The 22,175-nt window shown below is 66.8% G+C and carries 19 protein-coding genes; 6 read left to right on the top strand and 13 right to left on the bottom strand.

What is annotated here, in order from left to right; translation table 11 throughout:
* Window positions 1–47: 47 nt before the first annotated feature.
* Window positions 48–1,037: a GlxA family transcriptional regulator gene (locus tag AC2FLM_RS18165; protein ID WP_496859394.1), complete on the top strand. Its 990-nt coding sequence runs from the start codon at window positions 48–50 to the stop codon at window positions 1,035–1,037.
* Here the strand turns inward: AC2FLM_RS18165 and AC2FLM_RS18160 are convergent, their stop codons facing one another.
* From AC2FLM_RS18160 to AC2FLM_RS18130, 7 genes are all read right to left on the bottom strand, one after another.
* Complete coding sequence (locus AC2FLM_RS18160; RefSeq protein ID WP_496859393.1) at window positions 1,038–1,598, bottom strand: sarcosine oxidase subunit gamma; 561 nt, start codon at window positions 1,596–1,598, stop codon at window positions 1,038–1,040.
* On the bottom strand, window positions 1,591–4,542 hold the full coding sequence (locus AC2FLM_RS18155; protein ID WP_496859392.1) for a sarcosine oxidase subunit alpha family protein: 2,952 nt from the start codon (window positions 4,540–4,542) through the stop codon (window positions 1,591–1,593). The genes AC2FLM_RS18160 and AC2FLM_RS18155 overlap by 8 nt, the downstream gene beginning before the upstream one ends.
* Complete coding sequence (locus tag AC2FLM_RS18150) at window positions 4,539–4,826, bottom strand: sarcosine oxidase subunit delta (protein WP_234140824.1); 288 nt, start codon at window positions 4,824–4,826, stop codon at window positions 4,539–4,541. Before AC2FLM_RS18150 ends, AC2FLM_RS18155 begins: the two co-directional genes overlap by 4 nt.
* Before the next feature lie 13 nt (window positions 4,827–4,839).
* Window positions 4,840–6,090, bottom strand: a complete 1,251-nt coding sequence (locus AC2FLM_RS18145; RefSeq protein WP_234140823.1) for a sarcosine oxidase subunit beta family protein — start codon at window positions 6,088–6,090, stop codon at window positions 4,840–4,842.
* Between the two features lie 120 nt (window positions 6,091–6,210).
* Complete coding sequence (locus AC2FLM_RS18140) at window positions 6,211–6,594, bottom strand: carboxymuconolactone decarboxylase family protein (RefSeq protein ID WP_496859391.1); 384 nt, start codon at window positions 6,592–6,594, stop codon at window positions 6,211–6,213.
* A 64-nt stretch (window positions 6,595–6,658) separates the two neighbouring features.
* Window positions 6,659–7,759, bottom strand: coding sequence for an aromatic ring-hydroxylating oxygenase subunit alpha (locus tag AC2FLM_RS18135; RefSeq protein ID WP_496859390.1), 1,101 nt, complete (start codon window positions 7,757–7,759; stop codon window positions 6,659–6,661).
* The gene (locus AC2FLM_RS18130) at window positions 7,756–8,643 is read right to left on the bottom strand and encodes a MurR/RpiR family transcriptional regulator (RefSeq protein WP_496859389.1); all 888 of its coding nucleotides are present in this window, start codon (window positions 8,641–8,643) and stop codon (window positions 7,756–7,758) included. Before AC2FLM_RS18130 ends, AC2FLM_RS18135 begins: the two co-directional genes overlap by 4 nt.
* Before the next feature lie 69 nt (window positions 8,644–8,712).
* Between AC2FLM_RS18130 and AC2FLM_RS18125 the strand changes: the two genes are divergently transcribed.
* The 5 genes from AC2FLM_RS18125 (at window position 8,713) to AC2FLM_RS18105 (ending at window position 15,596) form a co-directional block, all read left to right on the top strand.
* Window positions 8,713–11,169 (top strand): FAD-dependent oxidoreductase, encoded by a 2,457-nt coding sequence (locus AC2FLM_RS18125; RefSeq protein WP_496859388.1) that lies wholly within the window; start codon window positions 8,713–8,715, stop codon window positions 11,167–11,169.
* Between the two features lie 178 nt (window positions 11,170–11,347).
* Window positions 11,348–12,454, top strand: coding sequence for a mandelate racemase/muconate lactonizing enzyme family protein (locus AC2FLM_RS18120; protein ID WP_496859387.1), 1,107 nt, complete (start codon window positions 11,348–11,350; stop codon window positions 12,452–12,454).
* A gap of 4 nt (window positions 12,455–12,458) precedes the next feature.
* Window positions 12,459–13,064, top strand: coding sequence for a dimethylsulfonioproprionate lyase DddQ (gene dddQ / locus AC2FLM_RS18115; protein WP_496859386.1), 606 nt, complete (start codon window positions 12,459–12,461; stop codon window positions 13,062–13,064).
* Window positions 13,061–14,344, top strand: coding sequence for an aspartate aminotransferase family protein (locus AC2FLM_RS18110; protein WP_496859385.1), 1,284 nt, complete (start codon window positions 13,061–13,063; stop codon window positions 14,342–14,344). Before dddQ ends, AC2FLM_RS18110 begins: the two co-directional genes overlap by 4 nt.
* Window positions 14,345–14,423: 79 nt before the next feature.
* Entirely contained in the window at window positions 14,424–15,596 is a 1,173-nt protein-coding gene (locus tag AC2FLM_RS18105; RefSeq protein ID WP_496859384.1) for an adenylate/guanylate cyclase domain-containing protein, read from the top strand.
* A gap of 51 nt (window positions 15,597–15,647) precedes the next feature.
* Here the strand turns inward: AC2FLM_RS18105 and AC2FLM_RS18100 are convergent, their stop codons facing one another.
* Genes AC2FLM_RS18100 through AC2FLM_RS18075 form a run of 6 tightly spaced genes read right to left on the bottom strand, consistent with a single transcriptional unit; the run spans window position 15,648 to window position 22,172 of the window.
* Window positions 15,648–16,481 (bottom strand): HTD2 family dehydratase, encoded by an 834-nt coding sequence (locus AC2FLM_RS18100; protein ID WP_496859383.1) that lies wholly within the window; start codon window positions 16,479–16,481, stop codon window positions 15,648–15,650.
* A 25-nt stretch (window positions 16,482–16,506) separates the two neighbouring features.
* Window positions 16,507–17,844 carry an MmgE/PrpD family protein gene (locus tag AC2FLM_RS18095; RefSeq protein WP_496859382.1) on the bottom strand — a complete coding sequence of 446 codons (1,338 nt, stop codon included), beginning with the start codon at window positions 17,842–17,844 and terminating at the stop codon, window positions 16,507–16,509.
* Complete coding sequence (locus tag AC2FLM_RS18090) at window positions 17,841–18,686, bottom strand: fumarylacetoacetate hydrolase family protein (RefSeq protein WP_496859381.1); 846 nt, start codon at window positions 18,684–18,686, stop codon at window positions 17,841–17,843. The genes AC2FLM_RS18095 and AC2FLM_RS18090 overlap by 4 nt, the downstream gene beginning before the upstream one ends.
* The gene (locus tag AC2FLM_RS18085; RefSeq protein WP_496859380.1) at window positions 18,683–19,618 is read right to left on the bottom strand and encodes a ketopantoate reductase family protein; all 936 of its coding nucleotides are present in this window, start codon (window positions 19,616–19,618) and stop codon (window positions 18,683–18,685) included. Before AC2FLM_RS18085 ends, AC2FLM_RS18090 begins: the two co-directional genes overlap by 4 nt.
* Complete coding sequence (locus AC2FLM_RS18080; protein WP_496859379.1) at window positions 19,615–21,123, bottom strand: trimethylamine methyltransferase family protein; 1,509 nt, start codon at window positions 21,121–21,123, stop codon at window positions 19,615–19,617. Before AC2FLM_RS18080 ends, AC2FLM_RS18085 begins: the two co-directional genes overlap by 4 nt.
* On the bottom strand, window positions 21,120–22,172 hold the full coding sequence (locus AC2FLM_RS18075) for an Ldh family oxidoreductase (protein WP_496859378.1): 1,053 nt from the start codon (window positions 22,170–22,172) through the stop codon (window positions 21,120–21,122). Before AC2FLM_RS18075 ends, AC2FLM_RS18080 begins: the two co-directional genes overlap by 4 nt.
* Window positions 22,173–22,175: the final 3 nt, after the last annotated feature.

Genomic DNA, 22,175 nt, shown 5'->3' with positions numbered 1-22,175 from the left:
CCAATAAAATTCCCACCGTGGAATGACAAGCCAAAGGATCGCCCGGAATGACCACACGTATCGGGTTTCTGCTGTTTCCGGGCTTTCCCATGGCCTGCCTGACCTCGATCATCGAGCCGCTGCGCGCGGCCAACGAGATCTCGATGTCGGACAGTTTCGCCTGGCGGCTGGTGTCGGAACTGCCCCACAAGGTGGTGTCGAGCGCGGGCATTACCTTTGATCCGGACGCCAGTCTGGAGACCGTGGCGGCGCTTGACTATCTGGTGCTGCTGTCCGCCCCGGTGGCCCGGTTCGAGAACCCGCGCACCGCCTCGCTGCTGCGCCGGATCGAACGGCACGGCACCGTGTTGGGCGCGATCAGCGGCGGCGTCTTTCCGCTGGTGCGCAGCGGCGTGGTGCGCGACGAGCGCCTGTCGGTGCATTGGTGTTACGAGGCGGCGTTTGCCGCCGAATTCCCCGAGATCCGCCGCAGCAATGAGGTGATCGAGATCTCGCCGCGTTTGCTGACCGCCTCGGGGGCGGCGGCGGCCTTCGACCTGGCGCTGAGCATGATCGAGGCAGCGCTGGGCGCCAACGTGGCCAACGAGGTCGCCTGCTGGTTCCAGCATCCGATCATGCGCAAGGCGGGGGTGAAACAGGCGCTGCCGATCCATCAGGCCGCCGATGCCGAGAGCGAAATGTCGCCGCTGGTGGCACGCGCCGTTGAAATCTTTGCCGAGAACCTGGCCGCGCCCGCCAGTATCGCGATGATTGCCGAGCGGCTGAACATCACCCCCCGGCATCTGGAGCGTTGTTTCAAACAGGCCACCGGACAGAACCCGACCGGCTATTTCCGCCACCTGCGGATGCAGGCGGCGCGTCAGATCGTCATGTATACCAATGACAGTATCTCGGATGTTGCGGCGGCGGTGGGCTATGCCAACGCCAAGCCGCTGGTGCGGCATTACCGCGAGGCCTTTGGCCTGACCCCGCAGCAGGACCGCAAGCGGATCAACCTCTACCGGGTCGAGGGCAACCTGCCGGTGCCCTCGGTCTGATCAGAACGCCGCGCGCATCGCCACCACCAGCGCGTGATGCAGCGAGCCCGCCGCCGAGCGTGGCCCCAGCACCGTGATATGATCGGGTGCCCGGCACAGCAGGAAACAGCCCAGATGGTCGATCGCGCTGCGCACCGCCTCGCCCCCGGCAAAGGCGCGGGTATTGGCGGGGCAGAGCCGTTCGAACACATCTGCCAGATTGTCTCCGGTCAGGTCGAACCGGCACCAGGCATCGGTCTGTTCGGTGACGCTGGCCGCGCCTTTGGCGCGGGCGGCCAGCTGCGCGGCCAGATCCTCATGTGTGCTCAGCGGCGCCTCGACCATCCATTGATCGGGCCCCATCCAGAAGGCGCCGGGCGTGCCGGGACAGAGCCGGCCCGGGGCCGGGGGCGCGGCGCCCAGAACCTCGGTCAACAGGGTTGTCGTCTCGGCCTCGCGGCCCAGCCGCGCCGCGACCGAGGCCAGCGCCGTTTCGGTCACTTCGCTCAGGGTTACCGGGCCATGGCTCTCGACCACCGGAGCGGCAGCGCCCAGCGGCGTTATCGGGTTCAGATCATGCACGCAGACGCTCTCCTTCTGGATCGACGAAATGGGCGCTCACCACCTCGACCTCGTGGTCGAGCCCGGTCAGCGGGCTGACAAGGCGAACGATCTCGCCCTTGCGGCTGTCGCCGGATTTCAGAAAGCCGATGCCGATATGACAGCCCAGGCTGGGCGAGTAGCAGGCCGAGGTGACATAGCCCTGGTCATGGGCGGCATCGACCGGGTCGCCCCGGGTCATCAGATGCGATCCGGCGGGCACCTTGTCCTGCGGGTTCACCGGGCGGAACCCGACCAGTTTCAGCGCATCCGCCTCGTTCAGCCCCTCGCGTTCGGACAGGGTCGAGCCGATCGAGTCCTTCTTCTTCGACACCATCCGCCCCATCCCGAGGTTGAGCGCGGTGGTGGTGCCGTTCAGCTCGTTGCCGGCGGCATGGCCTTTCTCGATCCGCATCACCCCCAGCGCCTCGGTGCCATAGGCGACCACGTCGAATTCTTCGCCCGCCTGCATCATGCGCCGGATCAGCGCGTCGCCATAGCGGGTGGGCACCGCGATCTCATAGGCCAGCTCGCCCGAGAACGAGATGCGGAAGAGCCGCGCCCGCAGCCCGCCGCAAACGGTGATCTCGGCACAGGCCATGAAGGGAAAACCCTCGTTCGAGATGTCATGCGCCGGATCGACGATCTTTTGCAGCAGCTTGCGCGCATTGGGTCCGGCCACGGCAAATTGCGCCCAGGCCTCGGTGGTCGAGATCAGCTGCACATCCATGTCCGGGAACAGGCATTGGCGCACGAATTCCATGTGGCGATAGACCGCCACCGCATTGGCGGTGGTGGTGGTCACCACGAAATGATCCTCGGCCAGGCGCGCGGCGGTGCCGTCATCCATGGCGATGCCATCCTCGCGCAGCATCAGCCCATAGCGGGTGCGCCCCACCGCCAGCTTGGCAAAGCCGTTGCAATAGACCTTGTTGAGGAACTCGGCCGCATCCGCGCCCTGCACGTCGATCTTGCCCAGCGTGGTCACATCGCAGATACCGACCGACTTGCGGGTCTGGGTGACCTCGCGGTCGACGCTCTGGCGCCAATGGGTTTCGCCGGGGCGGGGGAACCATTGCGCGCGCAGCCACATGCCGACCTCGACAAAGACCGCGCCCTGTTCCTCGGCCCAGACATGGCTGGGCGTCTTGCGGGTGGGTCGGAAATCCATGTCGCGCGAGCGGCCCGCAAAGACGCCCATCGCCGTGGGCGTGTACGGTGGGCGGAACATGGTGGTGCCGACCTCGGGGATCGACTTGCCCGCCACCTCGGCCATGATCGCCAGACCGGCCATGTTCGAGGTCTTGCCCTGATCGGTCGCCATGCCCAGCGTGGTATAGCGTTTCAGGTGCTCGACCGAGACGAAGTTCTCCTGATGGGCCAGTTTCACGTCCTTGGCGGTGACGTCGTTCTGCTGATCGACCCAGGCGCGCTTGGCGCCCCTGACGTGCCAGAAGGGGGTGACGTTGACCGGTGCGTCCTCGGCCTGGGGCAGGGGGGCGGGTTTCGCCGCGATGCCCAGATCGGACAGCGCCTGCTGCGCCGCCGCTTGCCCCGAGGCCAGCGCGCCATGGGTGCTGAACACGCCCTGCGCCGCGCCCGCCGGGATCAGGCCCACGGGCAGGGTGCCGCCCGGCACAAAGGCCGCGATTGCCTGGTCCCAGACCGGGCGCCCGCGCTGGTGGCAGGTCAGGTGCACGTTCGGGTTCCAGCCGCCCGAGACGCCCAGCCCGCCGACGCTGAGCGTACGGGTGGTGCCGGTGGCCAGCGTCACCTCGACCGTGGTCAGGCCCAGACGGCCTTGGGTATTGGTGACGGTCGCGCCGGGGATGGTCTCGTAATCGGTGGTTTCGGGCGCGTCCGTGCGGGTGTCGATCACCACGGCGCTGACCCCCCGTGCGCTCAGATCCCGCGCGGTGCGATGGCCGTCGTCATTGTTGGTGAACACCGCCACCGCGCGTGCGGGTGTTGCCGCCCAGCGGTTGGCATAGCTGCGCAGGGCCGAGGCCAGCATGATGCCGGGACGGTCGTTGTTCTCGAACACGATCGGGCGTTCGGTGGCCCCGGCGGCCAGAATGGCGCGGCGCGAATAGACCCGCCACAGGATCTGACGCGGTTTGCCCGGCAGCGGCTGGGGCAGGTGGTCACTGACCCGCTCGACCACGCCATAGATACCATGGTCAAAGGCGCCGATCACGGTGCTGCGCGTCATCAGCCGCACATTGGGCATGGCTTGCAGCGCGGCGGCGGTCTCGGCGGCCCAGTTTGTGCCGGATTGGTCACCCAGCGCAAAGGTCTCGGCATTGAGCCGCCCGCCGGGCAGGAAATCCTCGTCCGCGACGATGACCTGCGCCCCCGATTGCGCGGCTGTCAGTGCCGCCGCCAGCCCGGCCGGGCCAGCGCCGATCACCAGAAGGTCGCAATGCAGAAACCCCTTGTCATAGCTGTCGGGGTCGGGCGCATGGCTGAGCGTGCCCAGGCCCGCCGCCTTGCGGATGATCGGCTCGTACACCTTCTCCCAGAAGGCGGCGGGCCACATGAAGGTCTTGTAATAGAACCCGGCGGCAAAGAAATTGGACAGCCGATCGTTGACCGCCATCACGTCCCATTTCAGCGAGGGCCAGCGGTTCTGCGAATTGGCGCTCAGCCCGTCGAACAGCTCGGCGGTGGTGGCGCGGGTATTGGGTTCCTTGCGGGCGCCCTCGCGCAGCTCGACAATGGCATTGGGCTCTTCGGAGCCCGCGCTCATCGGACCGCGTGGGCGGTGATACTTGAACGAGCGCCCCATCAGCCGGACATCGTTGGCCAACAGCGCCGAGGCCAGCGTATCCCCGGCAAAGCCCTGATACCGGCGCCCGTCGAAGGTAAAATTCAGCGGCTTGCTGCGGTCGATCAGACCGCCGTTCAGACGATTGGGACCGGTCATCTGGAGCGTCCCTCCTTGCGGGCCACGTCGCGGGCCAGTTCGACGGATGTGATCTCATGCGTGGTGGTGTCGCGGGTCACCACCAGCCACGAGCGGTCGCCCTGTTCGTGAAACCACAGCTCGCGGTGCAGGCCCGCCGGGTTGTCGCGCAGATAGCCATAGTCGATGAACTGCTCCAGCGCGTCGGGGGCCTGCCAGTCGGGGCGGCGGATCAGGGCGGCGTCGCCCTTGTAGACGAATTCGCTGCTGTCGCGCGGGCCCAGGATGGGGTGGTCGATCAACATGTCCGGTGCCCTCTCAATGCAGGTTGGGCTGGTTGCCCATGCCCTTTTCGTCGATCATCCGCCCGCGCGCGAACCGGTCGAAGCGATAGGCGGTGGCGGTCTTGTGCGGGCTGTCGGTGGCCAGAAGATGCGCATAGGCAAAGCCCGAGGCGGGCGTCGCCTTGAACCCGCCGTAACACCAGCCGCCGTTGAAATAGAGCCCGCCGATATGGGTGCGGTCGATGATCGGCGAGCCGTCCATCGACATGTCCATGATGCCGCCCCAGCTGCGCAGCAGACGGGCGCGGCCCAGCATCGGAAAGATCGCCATGCCGCCCTCGCAGACATCCTCGATCACCGGCAGGTTGCCGCGCTGGGCATAGGAGTTGTAGCCGTCGATATCGCCGCCGAATACCAGCCCGCCCTTGTCGGACTGGCTGCAATAGAAATGCCCCGCGCCAAAGGTGATCACACCGGGCAACAGCGGTTTCAGACCCTCGGAGACAAAGGCCTGCAACACGTGGCTTTCGATCGGCAGGCGCATGCCCGCCTTTTCCATCAGCCGCGAGGAGGACCCGGCGACACAGGCCGCCACCTTGCCCGCGCCGATCACCCCGCGCGAGGTTTCGACCCCGGTGCAGGTGCCGTTCTCGATGCGGAAGCCGGTGACCTCGCAATTCTGGATGATGTCGACGCCGTGCCGGTCGGCGGCGCGGGCATAGCCCCAGGCCACCGCGTCGTGGCGCACGGTGCCGCCCCGGTGCTGCGCCAGCCCGCCCTTGATCGGGAACCGGGCATTGTCGACATTCAGGAACGGATAGCGCGCCTTGATCTGTTCGGTGCTGAGCAGGTCGGCATCGGCACCGTTCAGCATCATCGCATTGCCCCTGCGGATGAAAGCGTCGCGCTGGGCGTCGGAATGGATCAGGTTGAGGATGCCGCGTTGGCTGACCATCGCGTTATAGTTCAACTCCTGCTCCAGCCCCTCCCACAGTTTCAGCGAGAACTCGTAGAACGGCTCGTTGCCGTCCAGCAGATAGTTCGAGCGGATGATGGTGGTGTTGCGGCCCACATTGCCGCCACCGATCCAGCCCTTTTCCAGGACCGCGATCCGCGCCTGACGGAACTCCTTGGCGAGGTAATAGGCCGTGGCCAGCCCATGGCCGCCGCCGCCGATGATGACATAGTCATACTGCGCCTTGGGCGCGGCATCGCGCCAGGCCGGTCCCCAGCCGCGGTGACCGGTCAGCGCCTCTTTGATGACCCGTAGTCCTGAATAGCCCATCGAATCCGACTCCCTTTGCCCCCATGCTGGCTGGAAACCAGCCCCGAGTCGCGGACATCTTCGGACCACTTGGGGTTCAAATCGGACATGCCCATCAAAAGGCGCGGGTCTGTGGCGAGGTCAGTCCTCGCTGTCGAGCACCCGTCGAGCGACGCGAAAACACTCCAGCGCCTGCGGCACGCCGCAATAGATGCCGATCACATGGATGATGGCGCGGATCTCGTCGCGGCTGACCCCGTTGGTGCGTGCACCCCGGCAATGGATTTCCCATTCATGCATCTTGCCCAGCGCGCCGATCATGGCGAGGTTCATCATCGAGCGGGTCTTGGGCTCGATCACCTCGTCACCCCAGCCAAAGCCCCAGCACCAGGCGGTCATCGCCTCCTGAAAGGGGCGGGTGAAGTCGTCGGCGGCGGCGAGGTTCCTTTCCACGTAATCGGCGCCCAGCGTGGCCTTGCGCTGTTCCAGCCCCTTGAGGAACAGGTCTTCGTCGAATGTGCTCATCTTGTCGCTCCGTTTCTGTGTTGCGCTGGCCGAAATCCGGCACGGATTTCGGGCCGATGTCTTTTCAAGACATCGGCTCGGCCGCAACCGCCTCGCGCATCCAGGTCTGCAGGTGCAGGATGGAATGCTCCGAGTTTACGCCGCAACCGGGATCGACCACCAGCGGCCCCGGCACATAGCCGCGCGAACGCAAACCGCGCTGGACCGATTCCACCAGCCGGATATCCTCCTCGACCGTGGTGGCGCGGTCCTGTTTCGCCATGCGGCGCACGGTCTCGTTCTCGGCGCCGCCTACCGAGTACCAGCCGCGCCAGACCACCACCCGGCCCGCATCCACCGCGCGCCAGTGATAGGTGTTCAACAGGTTGCCGGGATAGACCTGGAACGAGAACATGGGCCAGAGAAACCAGCTCGAATAGCGGTCGTTGTTGGGAAAACCGCTGTCGATGTCGTAAGTCATCTGGCTCAGATCGTTGCATTCGGTCGTGTGGCGCAGGCAATAGCCCTGCGGCTGGATGTCATAGGTCTCGGGCCGGATCACCCCGGTCGAAAAGGTCGGGTGGTTCAGGCTGCAATGGTAGCATTCGGAATAGTTCTCGACCGAGACCTTCCAGTTGCAGTCTTCGGGGATCTCGACCCATTCCAGCGGTTTCAGATCGGACCAGTTGGGGACAAAGGCCTCAAGCTCGGCCCGCACATTCGGGAACCAGTGGTCCATCGGCTGCGCCTCGGGGTCGAGGTTGACAAAGACGAAGCCGAGAAAGACCTCGGTCCGGACCTCGGTCAGGCAGATTTGCGCGGCGTCGAAACCGGGCACCGATTTCGCGTTGGGCGCGGCACGCAGGCGGCCGGTCAGCTCATAGGTCCAGGCGTGATAGGGGCAGACGACGACACGGGTCGAGCCGGTGCCACTGACCAGCTGATGCGCCCGGTGCTGGCAGACGTTGTAAAAGGTGCGGATCGCCCCGTCGCGGCCCCTGATGCAGAACAGGCTTTCAGTGCCAAGCTCAAAGGCGAGATAGTCGCCAGGCTGTTCTAACTGGCTGGCATGGCAGGCGAATTGCCATGTCCGGGCGAACAGCCCGGCCTGCTCGGCGGCATAGATCGCCGGATCGGTGTAATAGCGCGCCTCAAGCGAGCGCACCGGGGTGGCGTTGATTGTCATTCCGGCTCCTGCAGATAGAGACCCAACTGGTGGCGGCGGCGGTGAAAGCTCTCGACCCGCGTCACGATCTCGTCATCGGCCACCGCGATGACAAAACTCAGCAACGTTTCCAGAAGCGCGATGGTCGAGGCCGAGGACGGAAAGAACTGTGGTGTGTCAACCGCCACGACAAAGCCATGTTGGGCGGCGCGGATGATCGGGCTGGCCGGGCTGTCGGACAGCGCGATGACGGTCAGACCCTGGTCGCGGGCGATGCGTACCGCCTCGACCACTTCGGCCCGATACGGGCGGCTGGTCATCGCGATCAGCACGTCGCGATGATCGGCCCAGGCCAGATCGTCCACCGCTGTCGAACCGGGGCGCGGGATCGCGTGGAAATCGGTCATGCCGGTCGAGGCGAGATAGGTGAAGGCGCGGGCATTGGCGTTGTTCACGCCGACGCCCAGAGTGAACACCTGCCGGCTGGCCCAGATCGCCTCGGCCGCTGTCTTCAACCGCTCGGCGTCGATGCCGGCAAAGGTCTCCTCGATGTTGCGGATCGCGGCGCCCACCATGTCGGCGTATAGCCCGCCCAATTCGCCCGAGCGGCCGATATCCTGCAACCAGCGCGCCCGGTCGGGAAAGCTGGCCGTGCCGCGCCGGATCGCGTCGCGGAAGGGGGCGCGGAAATCCTCGTAGCCGTCAAAGCCCACCTGGCGCGCCATGCGGACAAAGGTGTTGGGCTTTACATTGGCGGCCTCGGCAATCTCGCGCACGGTCGAGACCCCCACGTCGGCGGGATTTTCCAGCACATAGCGCGCGGCCTTCTGTGCCTCTGGCGTCAGGGCGTCCCACTCTGCAGTGAGGCGGTTCAAAACTGAAGATGATACATTTGTTTCATTCATGATTGACGATGGTACAAATGTGGCATTAGCCTGTCGAGAGAAATCGCGACTCGTGAAGTGGAAAATTTCATGTCCCAGCAGAGCCTGCCCACCCATGCGCGTGTGGTCATCGTCGGTGGTGGCGTCATGGGGGTGGGCCTGGCCTATCACCTGGCGCATGAAGGGTGGGGCGGCGACACCGTCCTGTTAGAAAAGGCCGAGCTGACCAGCGGCAGCACCTGGCACGCGGCGGGGCAGATCACCCATTCGACCAGCTCTTTCGGCCTCGGCAAATGCGTCGATTACAACATCGGCCTCTATTCCGGAAAGCTCGAGGCCGAGACCGGGCAGGCGGTGACATGGCATGGCTGCGGCTCGTTCCGGCTGGCCTATACCGAGGATGAGATGGACTGGCTGCGCCATACGCTGTCGGTGGGCAGGTCGCTGGGCTTCAACATCGAGCTTGTCGGGCCGGAGCGGATCGCAGAGCTGCACCCGTTCTACAATCTCGACGGTGTGCTAGGGGCGCTGCACACACCCGATGACGGGCATGTGGACCCGACAAACGTGACCATGGCGATGGCGGCAGGCGCGCGACAAAAGGGCGTGCGCATCTTCCGCCACACCCGCGCCACCAACATCACGCAAGCGCCGAGCGGTGAATGGGTGGTCGAGACCGAAAAGGGCACGATCACCTGCGAACATGTGGTCAACGCGGGCGGCACCTATGCCCGGCAGATGGGCGAATGGTCGGGCCTGCAACTGCCGATGACCTCGATGACGCACCACTATTTCGTGACCGAACCGGTGCCCGAGTTCCAATCGCTCGACCGTGAATTGCCGGTCATCCGCGATGACCGCAAGGTTTCGGGCTATATCCGGATGGAGCAGAAACGCGGCCTCATCGGCATCTATGAAAAGGCCAATCCCAACGCGGTCTGGATCGACGAATGCCCCTGGGACTATGAAAACTGGCTGTTCGATGCCGATTACGACCGGGTCATGCCCTGGCTCGAGGAAAGCCTGAACCGCATGCCGATCTTTGCCAATCTCGGTATCCAGCGCGAGGTGCATGGCGCCATCAGCCACCCGCCCGATGGCAATCCGCTCATTGGCCCGGCGCCGGGGGTACGCAACTATTGGTGCTGCTGCGGCACCCAGATCGGCATCGGCTGGGGGCCGGGGCTCAGCCGCGAACTGGCGCGCTGGATGGTGCATGGCGCCGCCGATATCTCGATGCGCGAGTTCGACCCGCGCCGGTTCGGCGCCTATGCCACCAAGGACTGGCAGGTTGTGAAGGCCAAGGAAGACTATTGCCTGCGCCACGAGATCCCGTATCCCCATTTCAACCGCCTTGCCGGGCGCCCGGTGAAACCCTCACCGCTTTATGACCGGCTCAAGGACAAGGGCGCGGTGTACGAAGAGGTTTATGGCCACGAACGCCCGCGCTGGTTCGCGCGGGGGATCGAGCAGCGCGACCATTACGGCTTTGGCCGTACCCCGGTGCATGACATGGTCGCGACCGAATGCGCCGCCGTGCGTACCGCTGCCGGGATCATGGATATCTCGGCCTTTACCAAGGTCGAGGTCTCGGGCCCGGACGCGGGCGCACTGCTCGATCGTCTCACCGCCAACCGCCTGCCGCAAAAGGTGGGGGGGATCGCGCTTACCCATATGCTGAACCGGCGCGGGCGGATCGAGCTGGAAACCACCGTGGTCAAGCTCGAGCAGGACCGTTACTACCTCGTCTGCGCCGCCTTCTTCGAACAGCGCCTTCTGGATCACCTGGCCGCGTATCGCGGTACGGCGGAGTTCACGGTTCGCAATCTCTCTACTGACTGGGCGGCGCTGGCCCTGAACGGCCCCCGCGCTCGCGATATCCTTGCCGCTTGTACCGATGCCGACCTGTCGAACGCGCACTTCAAATGGCTAACGGCGCAGCAGATCACTGTCGCGGGCCACAGCCTTTGGGCCATGCGCATGTCCTATGCCGGTGAACTCGGGTGGGAGTTGCACATCCCCCGCGACCATGCGCTTGCGGTTTATGACGCGCTCTGGGCGGCGGGCGAGGGCCATGGCCTGACCGACTATGGCAGCTTCGCGATGAACGCGCTGCGGATGGAAAAGGCGTTCAAGGGCGCGGGCGAGCTGACCAACGAAGTGACATTGGCCGAGGCCGACGTGCTGCGCTTTGCCCGCACCGACAAGGAGTATCTGGGCCGGGACAGGACGCTGAACACCGGTAACCTGCCCTGGGTCTGCGCCTATCTCGAAATCGAACCCGACGGCCGCTTCGACGGCAACGGCGGCGAGGCGGTTTTGCTGGATGGCAAGGTGGTCGGCTCCACCGCCTCGGTCGCCTATGGGCATACGGTCGGCAAGATCCTCGCCTTCGCCTATGTAAAACCGCAAGTGAACGTGCCCGGAACCGAGGTCGAGGTGATCATCGCCGGACGCCCGCGCAAGGGCCGCATCCTTGGTGCACCGGCCTATGACCCGGACAATGCCCGCCCCCGTGCCGATCTTCAGGCGGAGCCAGTGCAATGATCCGGTCCGGTGCTTCATTCCGCTGCAAATACTCCCGCCGGAGGCATCCGACCCCACCCCCCGGCACCACGCCTGAGCACAAGACGGATCACCTCCACGCACTGCCAATGGGCGCCGATCCCGGCAAGCCTCTTCTCCGGCAGAGGGCACCGCTGGGCAAATCTGTGGCGGTAAACGCATGACACGCATCACCCGCATATCGCTCTGGCATGTGCCGCTGACCAGCCACACCGCCTATTACATGGCCGATGGCAAGACCTGCGACACGGTCGAGACCGTTGTGATCGCGGTTCAGACCGATACCGGGATAACCGGCTGGGGCGAGGTCTGTCCGATCCCGCATTACCTGCCCGCCTATGCGCGCGGCGTCGCCCCGGCCTTGCAAGAGCTGGCCCCGGTGATCCTGGGCGCCGATCCCGTCGGCCCCGAGGCGCTGATGGCGCGAGCCGACCGGCACTTGCCCGGCCACCCCTATGCCAAATCGGCGCTGGATATCGCGCTGTGGGACATCACCGGGCAGGTGGCGGGCCTGCCGCTGCATGCGTTGCTGGGCGGGCAGCGCGTGGCGGACCTGCCGCTTTATCATTCGATCACCTGTATCGCACCCGACGAGATGGCCCGTATCGCGGGCGAGGCACAGGCGCAGGGGATCACCCAGTTCCAGGTCAAGCTGGGCGCCTCGGGCGACTGGCAGACCGATGTGGAGCGTTTGACCAAGGTGCGCGCGGCGGTGGGGCCGGGGCCGCTGGTCTATGGCGACTGGAATTGCGGCGCGACCTCGCTGGAGGCGATCCGGGTGGGCCGGGCCGTCTCGCATCTCGACATCATGCTGGAACAGCCCTGTGCGATGCTGGAGGATTGCGCCCGCGTTCAGCGCGCCACCGGCCTGCCGATGAAGATGGACGAACTGGCCCATGACACGGCCTCGCTGCTGGCGGCGCACAGGCTGGGTATCATGGATGCGGTGGCGCTGAAACTGTCGAAATTCGGCGGGCTTTCGGCGACCCGCCGGGCGCGGGATCTGTGCCTGCACCTTGGGGCGAGAATGTGCATCGAGGACACCTGGGGCAGTGACATTACCACTGCCGCGCTGCTCCACCTGGGGGCGGCGACCGAACCGGGGCGGGTGCTGAATGTCTGTGATCTGTCGGGCTATGTCGCCCCGCGCCTCGCCCCCGCTGCCCCGGCCCGCGTTCAGGGTCGCATTGCTCCCCCCACCGGTCCCGGCCTTGGCATCACTGTCGACAGTGCTGCTCTGGGTGCGCCCGATCTCATACTGGACTGACCACATGACCCAGACCGATCCCGCCTTTGAGCATCTTCTGGCCGAACTCTACCGGCTCTACGCGCACGAACCCGCGCTGGCCGCATTTGCGGCCTTGCCTGCGGCGCTGATACCGCAGCCGATCACGCCTGTCCGCATTCCGCCCGCCGCGCTGATGGAGAGCGATCCGGACCTGACGACCACCGCCTATGCGGCGATCCGCGATGCCTTCATCGCCGCAGGCGCGGTGGCCCAGTGGCGACTGACCTATCAGGGCTCGCGGCTGGGGGCCGATTTCATGGACCGGTTCGGCTGCTACTGCCTGATCGGCGAGGGCGGACCCTTTGCCAGCGACGGCCTTGCGGCCTATGTGGTCTATATGCCGGCAGGGCTTTACTATCCATTCCACCAGCACCCGGCCGAAGAGATCTATTTCATTCTCGCGGGCGAGGCCGAGTTCCTGATGGAGGGGCATCCGCCCCGCCGTCTGGGGCCGGGCGATCATGTGTTCCACCCCTCGGGGCGCCCGCATGCCACACGCACCCATGATCGCCCCTTCATGGCGCTGGTCCTGTGGCGCGGCGATCTGGAGACCGCGCCGGTGCTGACCTATCCGGAGGGAGAGATATGATCCGACTGAACAGCCAGGCCGATTGGATCGAACGCGCCCGCGCGGTGCTGCCCGCCGCGGGGTTCGGCAATTTCGACCCCGCTGCCATCATCGCGCGCGGGCAGGGCGCGCGGGTCTGGGATCAGGACGGGCGCGAATACGTGGACTATCTGATCGGATCGGGACCGATGCTGCTGGGCCATGGCGACCCCGAGGTGATGGAGGCGGTGCTGGAGCAACTGCCGCTGGGCATGACCTTTTTCGCCAACAACACCAAGGGGATAGAGCTGGCCGAGGCGATCGTTCAGGCGGTGCCCTGTTGCGAACAGGTGCGCTTTGTCACCTCGGGGGGCGAGGCGGACATGTACGCGATCCGGCTGGCGCGCGCCTATACCGGCAAGTCCCGGATCGTGAAATTCGAAGGCGGTTATCACGGCATGTCGGCCGAGGCACAGATGAGCCTTGCCCCCGCTCGCGCGGTCAATTTCCCGACCCCGGTGCCCGACAGCGCCGGCATCCCGCAGGGGGTGGCCGATCAGGTGCTGGTGGCCCCGTTCAACGATCTCGAGGCGGTGGCCTCGCTTCTGGCCGAGCATGACGACATCGCCGCGATCATCGCCGAGCCGCTGCAACGGATCATCGCGCCCGCGCCCGGTTTCCTTCAGGGCCTGCGCGCGCTTTGCGACCGTCATGGGGTGCTGCTGATCTTTGACGAGATTGTCACCGGCTTTCGCCTCGCCTATGGCGGCGCGCAGGAACAGTATGGCGTGACCCCCGATATCGTCACCCTGGGCAAGGTGATCGGTGGCGGCTTCCCGCTTGCGGCGCTGGGTGCCTCGGCCCGGATCATGGCGCATTTCGACAAGGGGGCGGTGGGGGCCGAACGCTGGCTAATGCAACTGGGCACCCTGTCAGGCAATCCGGTGGCGGCGGCGGCGGGGCTCAAGACGCTCGAGATCCTGCGCCGTCCGGACCAGTACGCGCGCCTGCGCGATCTGGGTGAACGGTTGATGGCGATGCACGAGCGGGCACTGACCGCACAGGGCATCGCGCACCGCTTGTCGGGCGACGCCACCCTGTTCGACGTCTATTTCACCGAGGCCGCCTGCACCGATTACCGCACGGCCCGCCATGCCGCGCCCGAGCGGGCGCAGGTCTGGAACGCGGTGCTGCGGGCCGAGGGCGTGTTCAAGTCTCCGGGCAAGCTCTATCCCTCGCTGGCGCTGGGCGAGGAGGAGCTGGAAAGGACCGAAGCGGCGCTAAACCGCGCGGCGAAGGCGGTCGCGGCAGTCAAGAGATAGAGGTGGGCCTTCTGCCGCTTGACGGTCTCGCCGGGTGATGGGGACTTGTGCCACGGGCGCAAAGACCTAAGCTGGAGCGATGGATCCTGTTGCGGGCCTTAATCACTGGATGATGACCCGGGGTCGCTGTTCTGACGATCCTGTCGAGGTGGTGTCGCGCTATTGCGCGACACTTGTGGATGCCGGCGTGCCGCTCTGGCGGGTCAATATCGGCCAGCGGTTCGCCAACCCCCTGCTGATCGCGTGGGGCATCGTCTGGACGCCCGAAGGCACCGAAACCTATGATGTCACCCACGCGCGCATGCTGACAGACGACTATATCGGCAGCGCCTTTGAATACATCCTGACCCATCAGAAACCGCTTCACAAAAGCCTTCGCGGTCTTGATCGCGACAAGGACCATGTTTCCTATCTCGAATTCGCCGCGGCGGGAGGCACCGACTATTACGCGACGCTGCTGCAATATGGCGACGGCTCGCAGCATGGTTGTACCTTTGCCACCCGCGACAGCGGCGGGTTCAGCCCGGAACACCTGGCAATGATCGAGGCGTCGAAACCGGGCCTGTCCTCGGCGCTGGAGCCGATGACGATGCGCAAGTCCACCCAAAGCCTGCTGCGCACCTATCTTGGCGACGGACCCTCGCGGGAGGTCTGGAACGGGACCGTCAGGCGCGGCGAGCGCAAGACGCTCGACGCGGTGGTCATGTTCACCGATCTGCGTGGCTTTACCGCCTTTTCCGAAACCGCGGGCGAGGACGCGGTCTTTGACGCGCTGGACGGGTATTTCGAACTTGTGGTCCAGTCGGTGGAAACCATGGGCGGCGATGTGCTCAAGTTCATGGGGGACGGTATCTTGTCGGTCTTCGTGATTTCATCGCCGCAGGAGCGGAACGGAAAGTGCCGGCAAGCAACCCGCGCGGCGCATGGGATCCTCGAAGGGCTGTCGGCCCTGAACGATACGCGCAGGGAAGCCAACCGGTCACCGCTGGACATCGGCATCGGCATCAATGTGGGCCGGGTCAGCTATGGCAATATCGGCAGTCCCGGCAGGCTCGACTTTACCGTTCTGGGACCGGCGGTGAATGCGGCAAGCCGGATCGAGGGGTTGACCAAGACACTCGGCAATCGGGTGTTGGCCACGGCTGCGGTGGCGCAGGCGTCATCCGGGATGTTCATGCCGCGCGGCAGTCACCGGATCCGCGGTCTCAGCCAGGAAATCGAGGTCTTTGGCATGATCGAACCGACCGGCTGAAACACCAAAAGGCGCGTCTGGTCCGACCCCGGTTCCGGATCGGCCCAGCCCTCAGAATTCGGCAGTGGCGCGCATGGCCAGCGCGCCGTCCGCGCGCCGGGCCCAGAGTGTGAGGCTCTCGCCCTCGGCCCGGCCCTGGATGTCAAAGGGGGCAAGGCCGGCAATCGGCGCCAGCCCCCGGAATGAGAAGGCGCGCAGGGGCCGCCCGGCCTGTGCGCAGGCCAGATCGGCCAGCAGGGTGGCGGTCAGCGGCCCGTGAAACACCAGCCCGTCATAACCTTCGACCGTGCGGGCATAGTCGACATCGTAATGGATCCGGTGCCCGTTGAAGGTGAGCGCCGAATAGCGGAACAGCATCACCTCGGTCGGCGCGATCCGGCGCGAGAACTCGCCACCATCGGGCGCGGGGGCGGGGGCGGGCGCCGGGGCATCAGGTGCCGGGTCCTCGCGATAGACGATGTCATGTTCTTCGGTCAGGGCGGGAACGCCATCCTGGAACAGTTCGTGCCGGACGGTGACAAAGCAGAGCTTGCCGCTGCGCCCCTCCTTCTCGGTGATTGAGGCGATGGTCGAGCGTTTGCTGGCGGCCCGCCCCAGGATCAGCGGGCGGTCAAAGTGGAACCGGCCCCCCGCCCACATCCGGCGCGGCAGCGAAACGGGCGGCAGGAAGCCACCCTTTTTCGGATGCGCGTCACGGCCCAGTTCGCTGGCGCGACGCGCCTCGAGGAAATAGAGCCAGTGCCAGAGCGGCGGCAGCGCGTCGCCTTCGGTCAGGTCCGGCTCGCGGTCGAGCGTGGCCTGAAGAAAGCGCGCGGGTTGGGCGCGCAGCGTGTCCTCGGCGCTCTCCTGCCGGCCAAGCCAGTCTTGCAGATTGCTCTCGGTCATCGCCGGGGTCCTTTCCGTCAACGTCTCAACCCGCCTCCTGCCGCAGAAAGGTGGCGATATCGGCGGCCTGCGGCCAGCGCAGCATGGCGTGATACTGCGACACAGGGCGCCCGGTGATCTCGTGCCATTTCGCCGCAAGGTGGTCGGGCGGCATCGGGTTCTGCGGTGCACCCAGCGGATAGGCGCAACTGGCGCTCAGTTCAAGGCCGTCGGAAAGTGTGACCTGCAGGCGGTCGGGCTGCTCGGGATCAAAGTTCAGCGACGGGTCACGCGCCGGTTCGGGCACCAGCACGGTCAGCGCGATCAGGCGGCTGATCTCGGGTTCGGTCCAGAACTCCGCCGCGCCATCGGCCAGTGTCAACCCGCCCGAGACCAGCATCCGCGCGATCGAGGCGGGGGCGGAAAACAGCGCCTCGGCCTGGTTGCGGGGCTGGTGAAAGGGCAGGATCGCATGGTGGAAATCGGGCAGGCTGGCCCGGATCGCGACGATACCGGCGGTCTCGCGGTTCAGGCGGGTGCGGATCTCGGCCGCCGCTGTCATCAGCCGGTGGGTATAGCCGCAGGACGGCCAGGGTTTGAAGGCCAGCCCGTATTGCAACAATCCCCAGGGTGCGCCCAGCCGGTCGGGGATCGCGGCCAGCCGCGCCGCATCATGCGGCGCCAACAGCCCGGCAAAGCCGCGCTTGTCATCCAGTACATGCGGTTGCGCGGTGGCGCCCGCCCGGGCCAGCAGCGCCGCCTCGACCCCGGTGCGCGCGGCGAACCCGGCCTGAAGCGGCTTGGCGGTGCTGCCGAATTGCGCGGTATAGCCCATCGCCTGCGAGACCGAGAGGGCCAGCGCATGGTCCGCCTGATCCTCGCTCAGCCCCAGCAGCCGCGCCACCGCTGCCGCCGCGCCGATGGCGCCCAGCGTGGCGGTGGCGTGAAAGCCGCGTTTGTAATGGTCGAGTGTCAGCGCCTGACCCAGCCGCATGATCACCTCGATCCCGACCGCATAGGCCGCCAGCAACTCGGCGCCCGTGACAGGTCGCAGATGTGCCGCCGCCAGCAGCGCCGGGAACAGGACAACGGTGGGATGGGTGTTGCCCGGCTCCTCCCAGTCGTCCATGTCCCAGGCATGGCCCGCCACCGCGTTGACCAGCGCCGCCGTCGGGGCGGGCAGGGTCAGCGCGGTGCCCAGAACCGGTACCGGGCCGCTGCCCAGTGGTGCCAGCGCGGCGCGGCTGCGGGTTGCCGCCGGGCTGTCGACCCCGGCCAGGATACAGGCGATGCAATCGAGAATGGCGGGGGCCGCGACCGCCTCGACCGCCGGGTCGGGGCGGGCGGTCACGGCAAAGCGGGCCAGATGAGAGGCCGTGTTCATGACGCGCCCACGCTGTTTTCCAGCGTACCGACACCGCTGACCGTGACCGCCACCCGGTCGCCCGGACGCAGGAAGGCGGGCGGTGTGCGGCTGCCGCCGGTGCCGTCTGGCGAACCGGTGGCGATGATGTCGCCTGCCTCCAGCGGCTGGATATGCGAGATATAGGCGATCAGCTCAGCCAGGCCAAAGATCATCCCGGCGCCACTATCGGACTGCATCAGGGTGCCGTTCACCCGCGTTTGCAATGTCATCCCGGCGATATCGCCCGCCTCGTCGGCGGTGGTGATCCACGGCCCCCAGGAGCCCGAAGCGTTGAAATTCTTGCCTGCATGGACCGAGTGTTTCATCCAGCCCCGGACCGAGCCTTCGTTCATCGCCGAATATCCCAGCACATGGCCCAGCGCGGCCTCGGGCGCGATATGGCGGCCGGGCCGACCGATCACCGCAACGATCTCGCCTTCGAAATCAAAGCTTTCGGCGGCGGCACCTTGCGGCATTTCCAGCGGGGCGCCATGGCCCACAAGCGTTTGCGGATGGCGCGAGAACAGCACCACATGGCCCGGATCTGGTGGCGGCACCCCATCGACCGGATAGGGTTTGCGATAGTTCATACCGGCGCAGAGGATCTTGCCCGGTTCGGGGATCGGCGGCAGCCAGACCAGACTGTCCAGCGGCAGCGACGCACCGCATTGGCCCGGCAGATCGGCAACCGGGCGGGTGCGCAGATAGTCGCGCAGGGTGGGGCAGGCGGCGCGCAGCGCGGGCAGGGCAGGATGCGCGCCTGCCTCGGTGATCACCCCATAGCCGGGCGCGCCGTCAACAAGGAACGAGGCAAGTCTCATGTCCGGTCTCCCCCAAATGCCGCCTCGCGTGCACGGATCACCGCGCAGAGTGTATCGTTATAGGGGGTCGCGATCCCCAGCGCCGCGCCCAGCGGCGGGATGGCGCCATTGATCGCTTCAAGCTCGGAGCGCCGCCCCGCCTCGTGATCCTGCAGCATCGAGGGTTTGGCCGTGCCCACCCTCTCGGCAAAGGCGGTGACATAGGCAACCGGGTCGTCAAAGGAGAACGCCACCCCGCGCGCGCGGCCGACGGCATAGGCCTCGGCCATGCAGCCCAGTGCCACCGCCCAGCGTTCGGGATCGGCGCGCAGATCGGCAACGGTACAGCCAAAGGCGGTGCAGGGGGCCGACAGGGTGACGTTGCACAACAGCTTTTCCCAGATCAGCCGGTCGATATCGGCAAAGGTTTCGACCTCGAACCGGCCCGAGCGCCAGATCCCGGCCACCTGTTCCAGGCGCGGATCGTCGCCGCCGGTCATTGCGCCCAGCCGGATCAGCTTCATCGCGGTGTGGCGCGCGTGTCCCGGCCCGACCATGGCGGCGCCGAATCCCTCGGCCACGCCCAGCAGCACCCGGTCGGCGGGCAGGTGGCGGGCGATGCGTTCGCCCGCGCCCAGCCCGTTCTGGATCGTCAGTACCAAGGCATGTTGCGGCATGGTCGCGGCAATGGCCTGCGCCGCCGGTTCGACGCCCGCCGCCTTGGTCGCCAGGATATAGAGGTCGCAGGGACCGGCCCGGGACAGGTCCTCCATCGCCTCGACTTGACGGGACAGGAGCGTTCCCGATGGCCCGTCCACGCGCAGGCCCCCGGCATTGATCGCCGCCACGTGGTCGGCCCACATGTCCACGGCCCGCACCTGATGCCCGGCCTCGGCCAGGCGGGCGGCATAGATCGACCCCATGGCGCCGCAGCCGACGATTGCGATTTTCATGTGGAAGGCTCCTTTTCAACGGGTAGTCCGAACTGATGGGCCAGATCGGCGCGCAGGTCGGGAGACAGGTGCTTGGGCCAATGGCGACCCAGCAGAGTGATGGCCCGGGCCGAGGCACGCGCGCCCATATCGGCGCGCGTGCCCAGGGCCCAGTCGCCAAGTTGCGCGCGGTCTGCGATCTCGGGGTAGAGGAAGTCGCTGCGCATCCGGGCATAGGTTTCGGGCCGGCCCAGGAAATGACCCTCGCCGCGCACCACCTCGGCAATCGCCTCCAGCGCCAGCGTCCGGGACGTGATTTCAGGCGGGATATTGGCGCGCAGGATCGCGCCCAACATGTCGTTGTCGGCCACCATGGCGCCGAAATGCACCGCCATCAGCCCGGCCTGGCTGCCCGCCGCCTGGGTGATCAGGTTGGCCCCGGCCTGAAGCGCGGTGTTGATGGTCAGCGCCTTTTCGTAGCCGGACTGGAAATCGGGCAGCTTGCTGTCGGTGGCGCCCGCGATTACCGAACAGGGCAGATCCCAGACCCGCAGCACCTGCACCGCCAGCCCGGTGGCCATCGCCTGTTCACCCGCACCGCCCGCCAGCCCGCCGCTGCGCAGGTCGGTGATCATCGGGCGCGGGCCCGCGATGCGCGGCGCGTTCGGGTCGAGCGCATGGACAAAGGCCAGCCCCGCCAGCGTCTCGGCCAGGGTCTGGGCCACCGATCCCGCCAGCGTTACCGGGCTCGACGCCCCCAACTGGCCGAACACGTTGCAATGCACCGGGATGCCCGCGCGCACCGCCTCGGCCATCACCTCGGCGCTTTCGGCGTGAAACCTGAGCGGGGGCACCGCGTGGTTGATGTTGAGCGACAGGAAGGGCCGGGCGCGGAACGCGGCCTCGCCCCCCGCGATCCGGTGGCAGAGCGCGGCAAGCGGCGCCACATGGCCCGGTTCGGTTGCCTGCACCATCACGTGTTTGGCGGTGCCCGCCAGCGCGGCGGCGGCGGTGGTCAGGTCAAAGCGCAGCGGATCGGCCACGTCCCCCGCCACCAGCGAGCGGGCGAAAAAATGCACATGCTCCAGCGCATCGGCCAGCCGGGCGGCATCATAGAGATCGGCAAGTCTGGAGGGGCGGTAGTCGCCGCTCCCTGCGTCCATCACATTGGGCGCGGCGCCGCCGGTGCCGGCATAGGCGCGGGTGCCACCGACGCTCAGGTCATGGGCCGGATCCTGACCGGCCAGCAGCACCCGGCGCGGCATTTCGGCCAGCGTTGCCTCGATCAGGGCGCGCGGATAGAGGAGACGCCCCCGGTCGAGCCTGCCCCCCGCCGCAAGGATGGCATCACAGACAACCGGTGGCGCCTCGGCCATGCCGATCGTGGTGAGGATGGTGATCGCCGCCTCGGCCAGCTGCGTGACCGCCTCGGCCGGGACCGGGTGCCAACTGCCACCATGGGCGGCGGTCTCGGGTCTTTCACCGGGACTGGCCTCGGGGGTGGTCTTGCGCTTGCGTCTGCTCATGTCGCGGATACTCCCAGCCGGTCGGCCAATGTCTCGATCTGTCTCCAGGTGTCGCGCGGGACCGACACGACCCCGCCCGAGGCCGCGCGGTGGGCGCGTTCGCGCTCGCCCGGGATCTCGACACCGGAACTGCCCGGCGCGGGCGGGCAGCGGCGCAGCTCGTCCAGCACCTCTTCGGCGGCGGCGGCCATGGTGGGGGCATCGCGGAACCGCTCTGCCGACAGCGCGATCAGCAGCCAGTTGCATTCGGTGGTCGAGGGGCCCAGCAGCGCCTCGCCCACCAGCTCGCCCAGCAGGGCAAGGCCAAAACCCTTGTGCCCGCCCGCCGGCAGGATGGCGCCGCCGGCAAAATAATCCTCGGGGTTGCGGGTGGGGTGGCCCTGGGCGTCGATCACGCAGCCCTCGGGCAGCAGCGCCCCGGCCGAGCGCGCCGCATAGATCCAGCCGCCCGCGATCTTGGAGGTTGCGAAATCCAGCACCACCGGCCCCCGGTCGCCGCCGGGGATGCCGATGCACCAGGGGTTTGTGGGCAGCATGGCGCGGGCGCCGCCATGGGGCGCCACCTGCCGCCAGGTCTGGCGATTGCCGCCGCCGAGGCAAATGGTCAGGCACCCGGCCTCGGCCGCCGTCTCGGCAAAGGCGCCATGCCGCCCGGTATGGCCCACGTGACGGATCGACAGCGCCGACAGACCCCGCGCGCGCGCCTCGTCGCAGCAGGTCTCATAGGCCAGTCGCAGGGCAGGGATACCGATGCCGCCACCCGCCTCGACCCGAGTCGGGCCACCGGTGTCGTCGCGCACCACCCGTGGGCGGCCCGAGAGTGTCAGATAGCCGCTTTCGACCTGGGCGGCATATTCCAGCACCCGCATCACCCCGTGGCTCTCGACCCCCGACAGGCTGGCATCGACCAGATGCGCGGCCACTTCACCGGCGATGTCTGGGTCGAACCCCAGGGCCTGGAAAATCGCGTCGAGCCGGGATTGCACCTCTGATGCGGGCAGGCGCGTACGACCGCTGGCAAGGGTCAGCTTGCTGTTGGGGTCCTGCATTCT

Source organism: Ruegeria sp. SAZD011, from assembly GCF_059612545.1.
Note: the sequence above shows the minus strand (reverse complement) of the source record. Positions and strands in the feature narration are given on the sequence as shown.

What these genes read in the sequence shown, in the direction of transcription:
- AC2FLM_RS18165 (WP_496859394.1), top strand. Translation starts at nt 48, where the DNA reads ATGACCACACGTATCGGGTTTCTGCTGTTTCCGGGCTTTCCCATGGCC.
- AC2FLM_RS18155 (WP_496859392.1), bottom strand. Translation starts at nt 4,542, where the DNA reads ATGACCGGTCCCAATCGTCTGAACGGCGGTCTGATCGACCGCAGCAAG.
- AC2FLM_RS18150 (WP_234140824.1), bottom strand. Translation starts at nt 4,826, where the DNA reads ATGTTGATCGACCACCCCATCCTGGGCCCGCGCGACAGCAGCGAATTC.
- AC2FLM_RS18145 (WP_234140823.1), bottom strand. Translation starts at nt 6,090, where the DNA reads ATGGGCTATTCAGGACTACGGGTCATCAAAGAGGCGCTGACCGGTCAC.
- AC2FLM_RS18140 (WP_496859391.1), bottom strand. Translation starts at nt 6,594, where the DNA reads ATGAGCACATTCGACGAAGACCTGTTCCTCAAGGGGCTGGAACAGCGC.
- AC2FLM_RS18135 (WP_496859390.1), bottom strand. Translation starts at nt 7,759, where the DNA reads ATGACAATCAACGCCACCCCGGTGCGCTCGCTTGAGGCGCGCTATTAC.
- AC2FLM_RS18130 (WP_496859389.1), bottom strand. Translation starts at nt 8,643, where the DNA reads ATGAATGAAACAAATGTATCATCTTCAGTTTTGAACCGCCTCACTGCA.
- AC2FLM_RS18125 (WP_496859388.1), top strand. Translation starts at nt 8,713, where the DNA reads ATGTCCCAGCAGAGCCTGCCCACCCATGCGCGTGTGGTCATCGTCGGT.
- AC2FLM_RS18120 (WP_496859387.1), top strand. Translation starts at nt 11,348, where the DNA reads ATGACACGCATCACCCGCATATCGCTCTGGCATGTGCCGCTGACCAGC.
- dddQ (WP_496859386.1), top strand. Translation starts at nt 12,459, where the DNA reads ATGACCCAGACCGATCCCGCCTTTGAGCATCTTCTGGCCGAACTCTAC.
- AC2FLM_RS18110 (WP_496859385.1), top strand. Translation starts at nt 13,061, where the DNA reads ATGATCCGACTGAACAGCCAGGCCGATTGGATCGAACGCGCCCGCGCG.
- AC2FLM_RS18105 (WP_496859384.1), top strand. Translation starts at nt 14,424, where the DNA reads ATGGATCCTGTTGCGGGCCTTAATCACTGGATGATGACCCGGGGTCGC.
- AC2FLM_RS18100 (WP_496859383.1), bottom strand. Translation starts at nt 16,481, where the DNA reads ATGACCGAGAGCAATCTGCAAGACTGGCTTGGCCGGCAGGAGAGCGCC.
- AC2FLM_RS18095 (WP_496859382.1), bottom strand. Translation starts at nt 17,844, where the DNA reads ATGAACACGGCCTCTCATCTGGCCCGCTTTGCCGTGACCGCCCGCCCC.
- AC2FLM_RS18090 (WP_496859381.1), bottom strand. Translation starts at nt 18,686, where the DNA reads ATGAGACTTGCCTCGTTCCTTGTTGACGGCGCGCCCGGCTATGGGGTG.
- AC2FLM_RS18085 (WP_496859380.1), bottom strand. Translation starts at nt 19,618, where the DNA reads ATGAAAATCGCAATCGTCGGCTGCGGCGCCATGGGGTCGATCTATGCC.
- AC2FLM_RS18080 (WP_496859379.1), bottom strand. Translation starts at nt 21,123, where the DNA reads ATGAGCAGACGCAAGCGCAAGACCACCCCCGAGGCCAGTCCCGGTGAA.
- AC2FLM_RS18075 (WP_496859378.1), bottom strand. Translation starts at nt 22,172, where the DNA reads ATGCAGGACCCCAACAGCAAGCTGACCCTTGCCAGCGGTCGTACGCGC.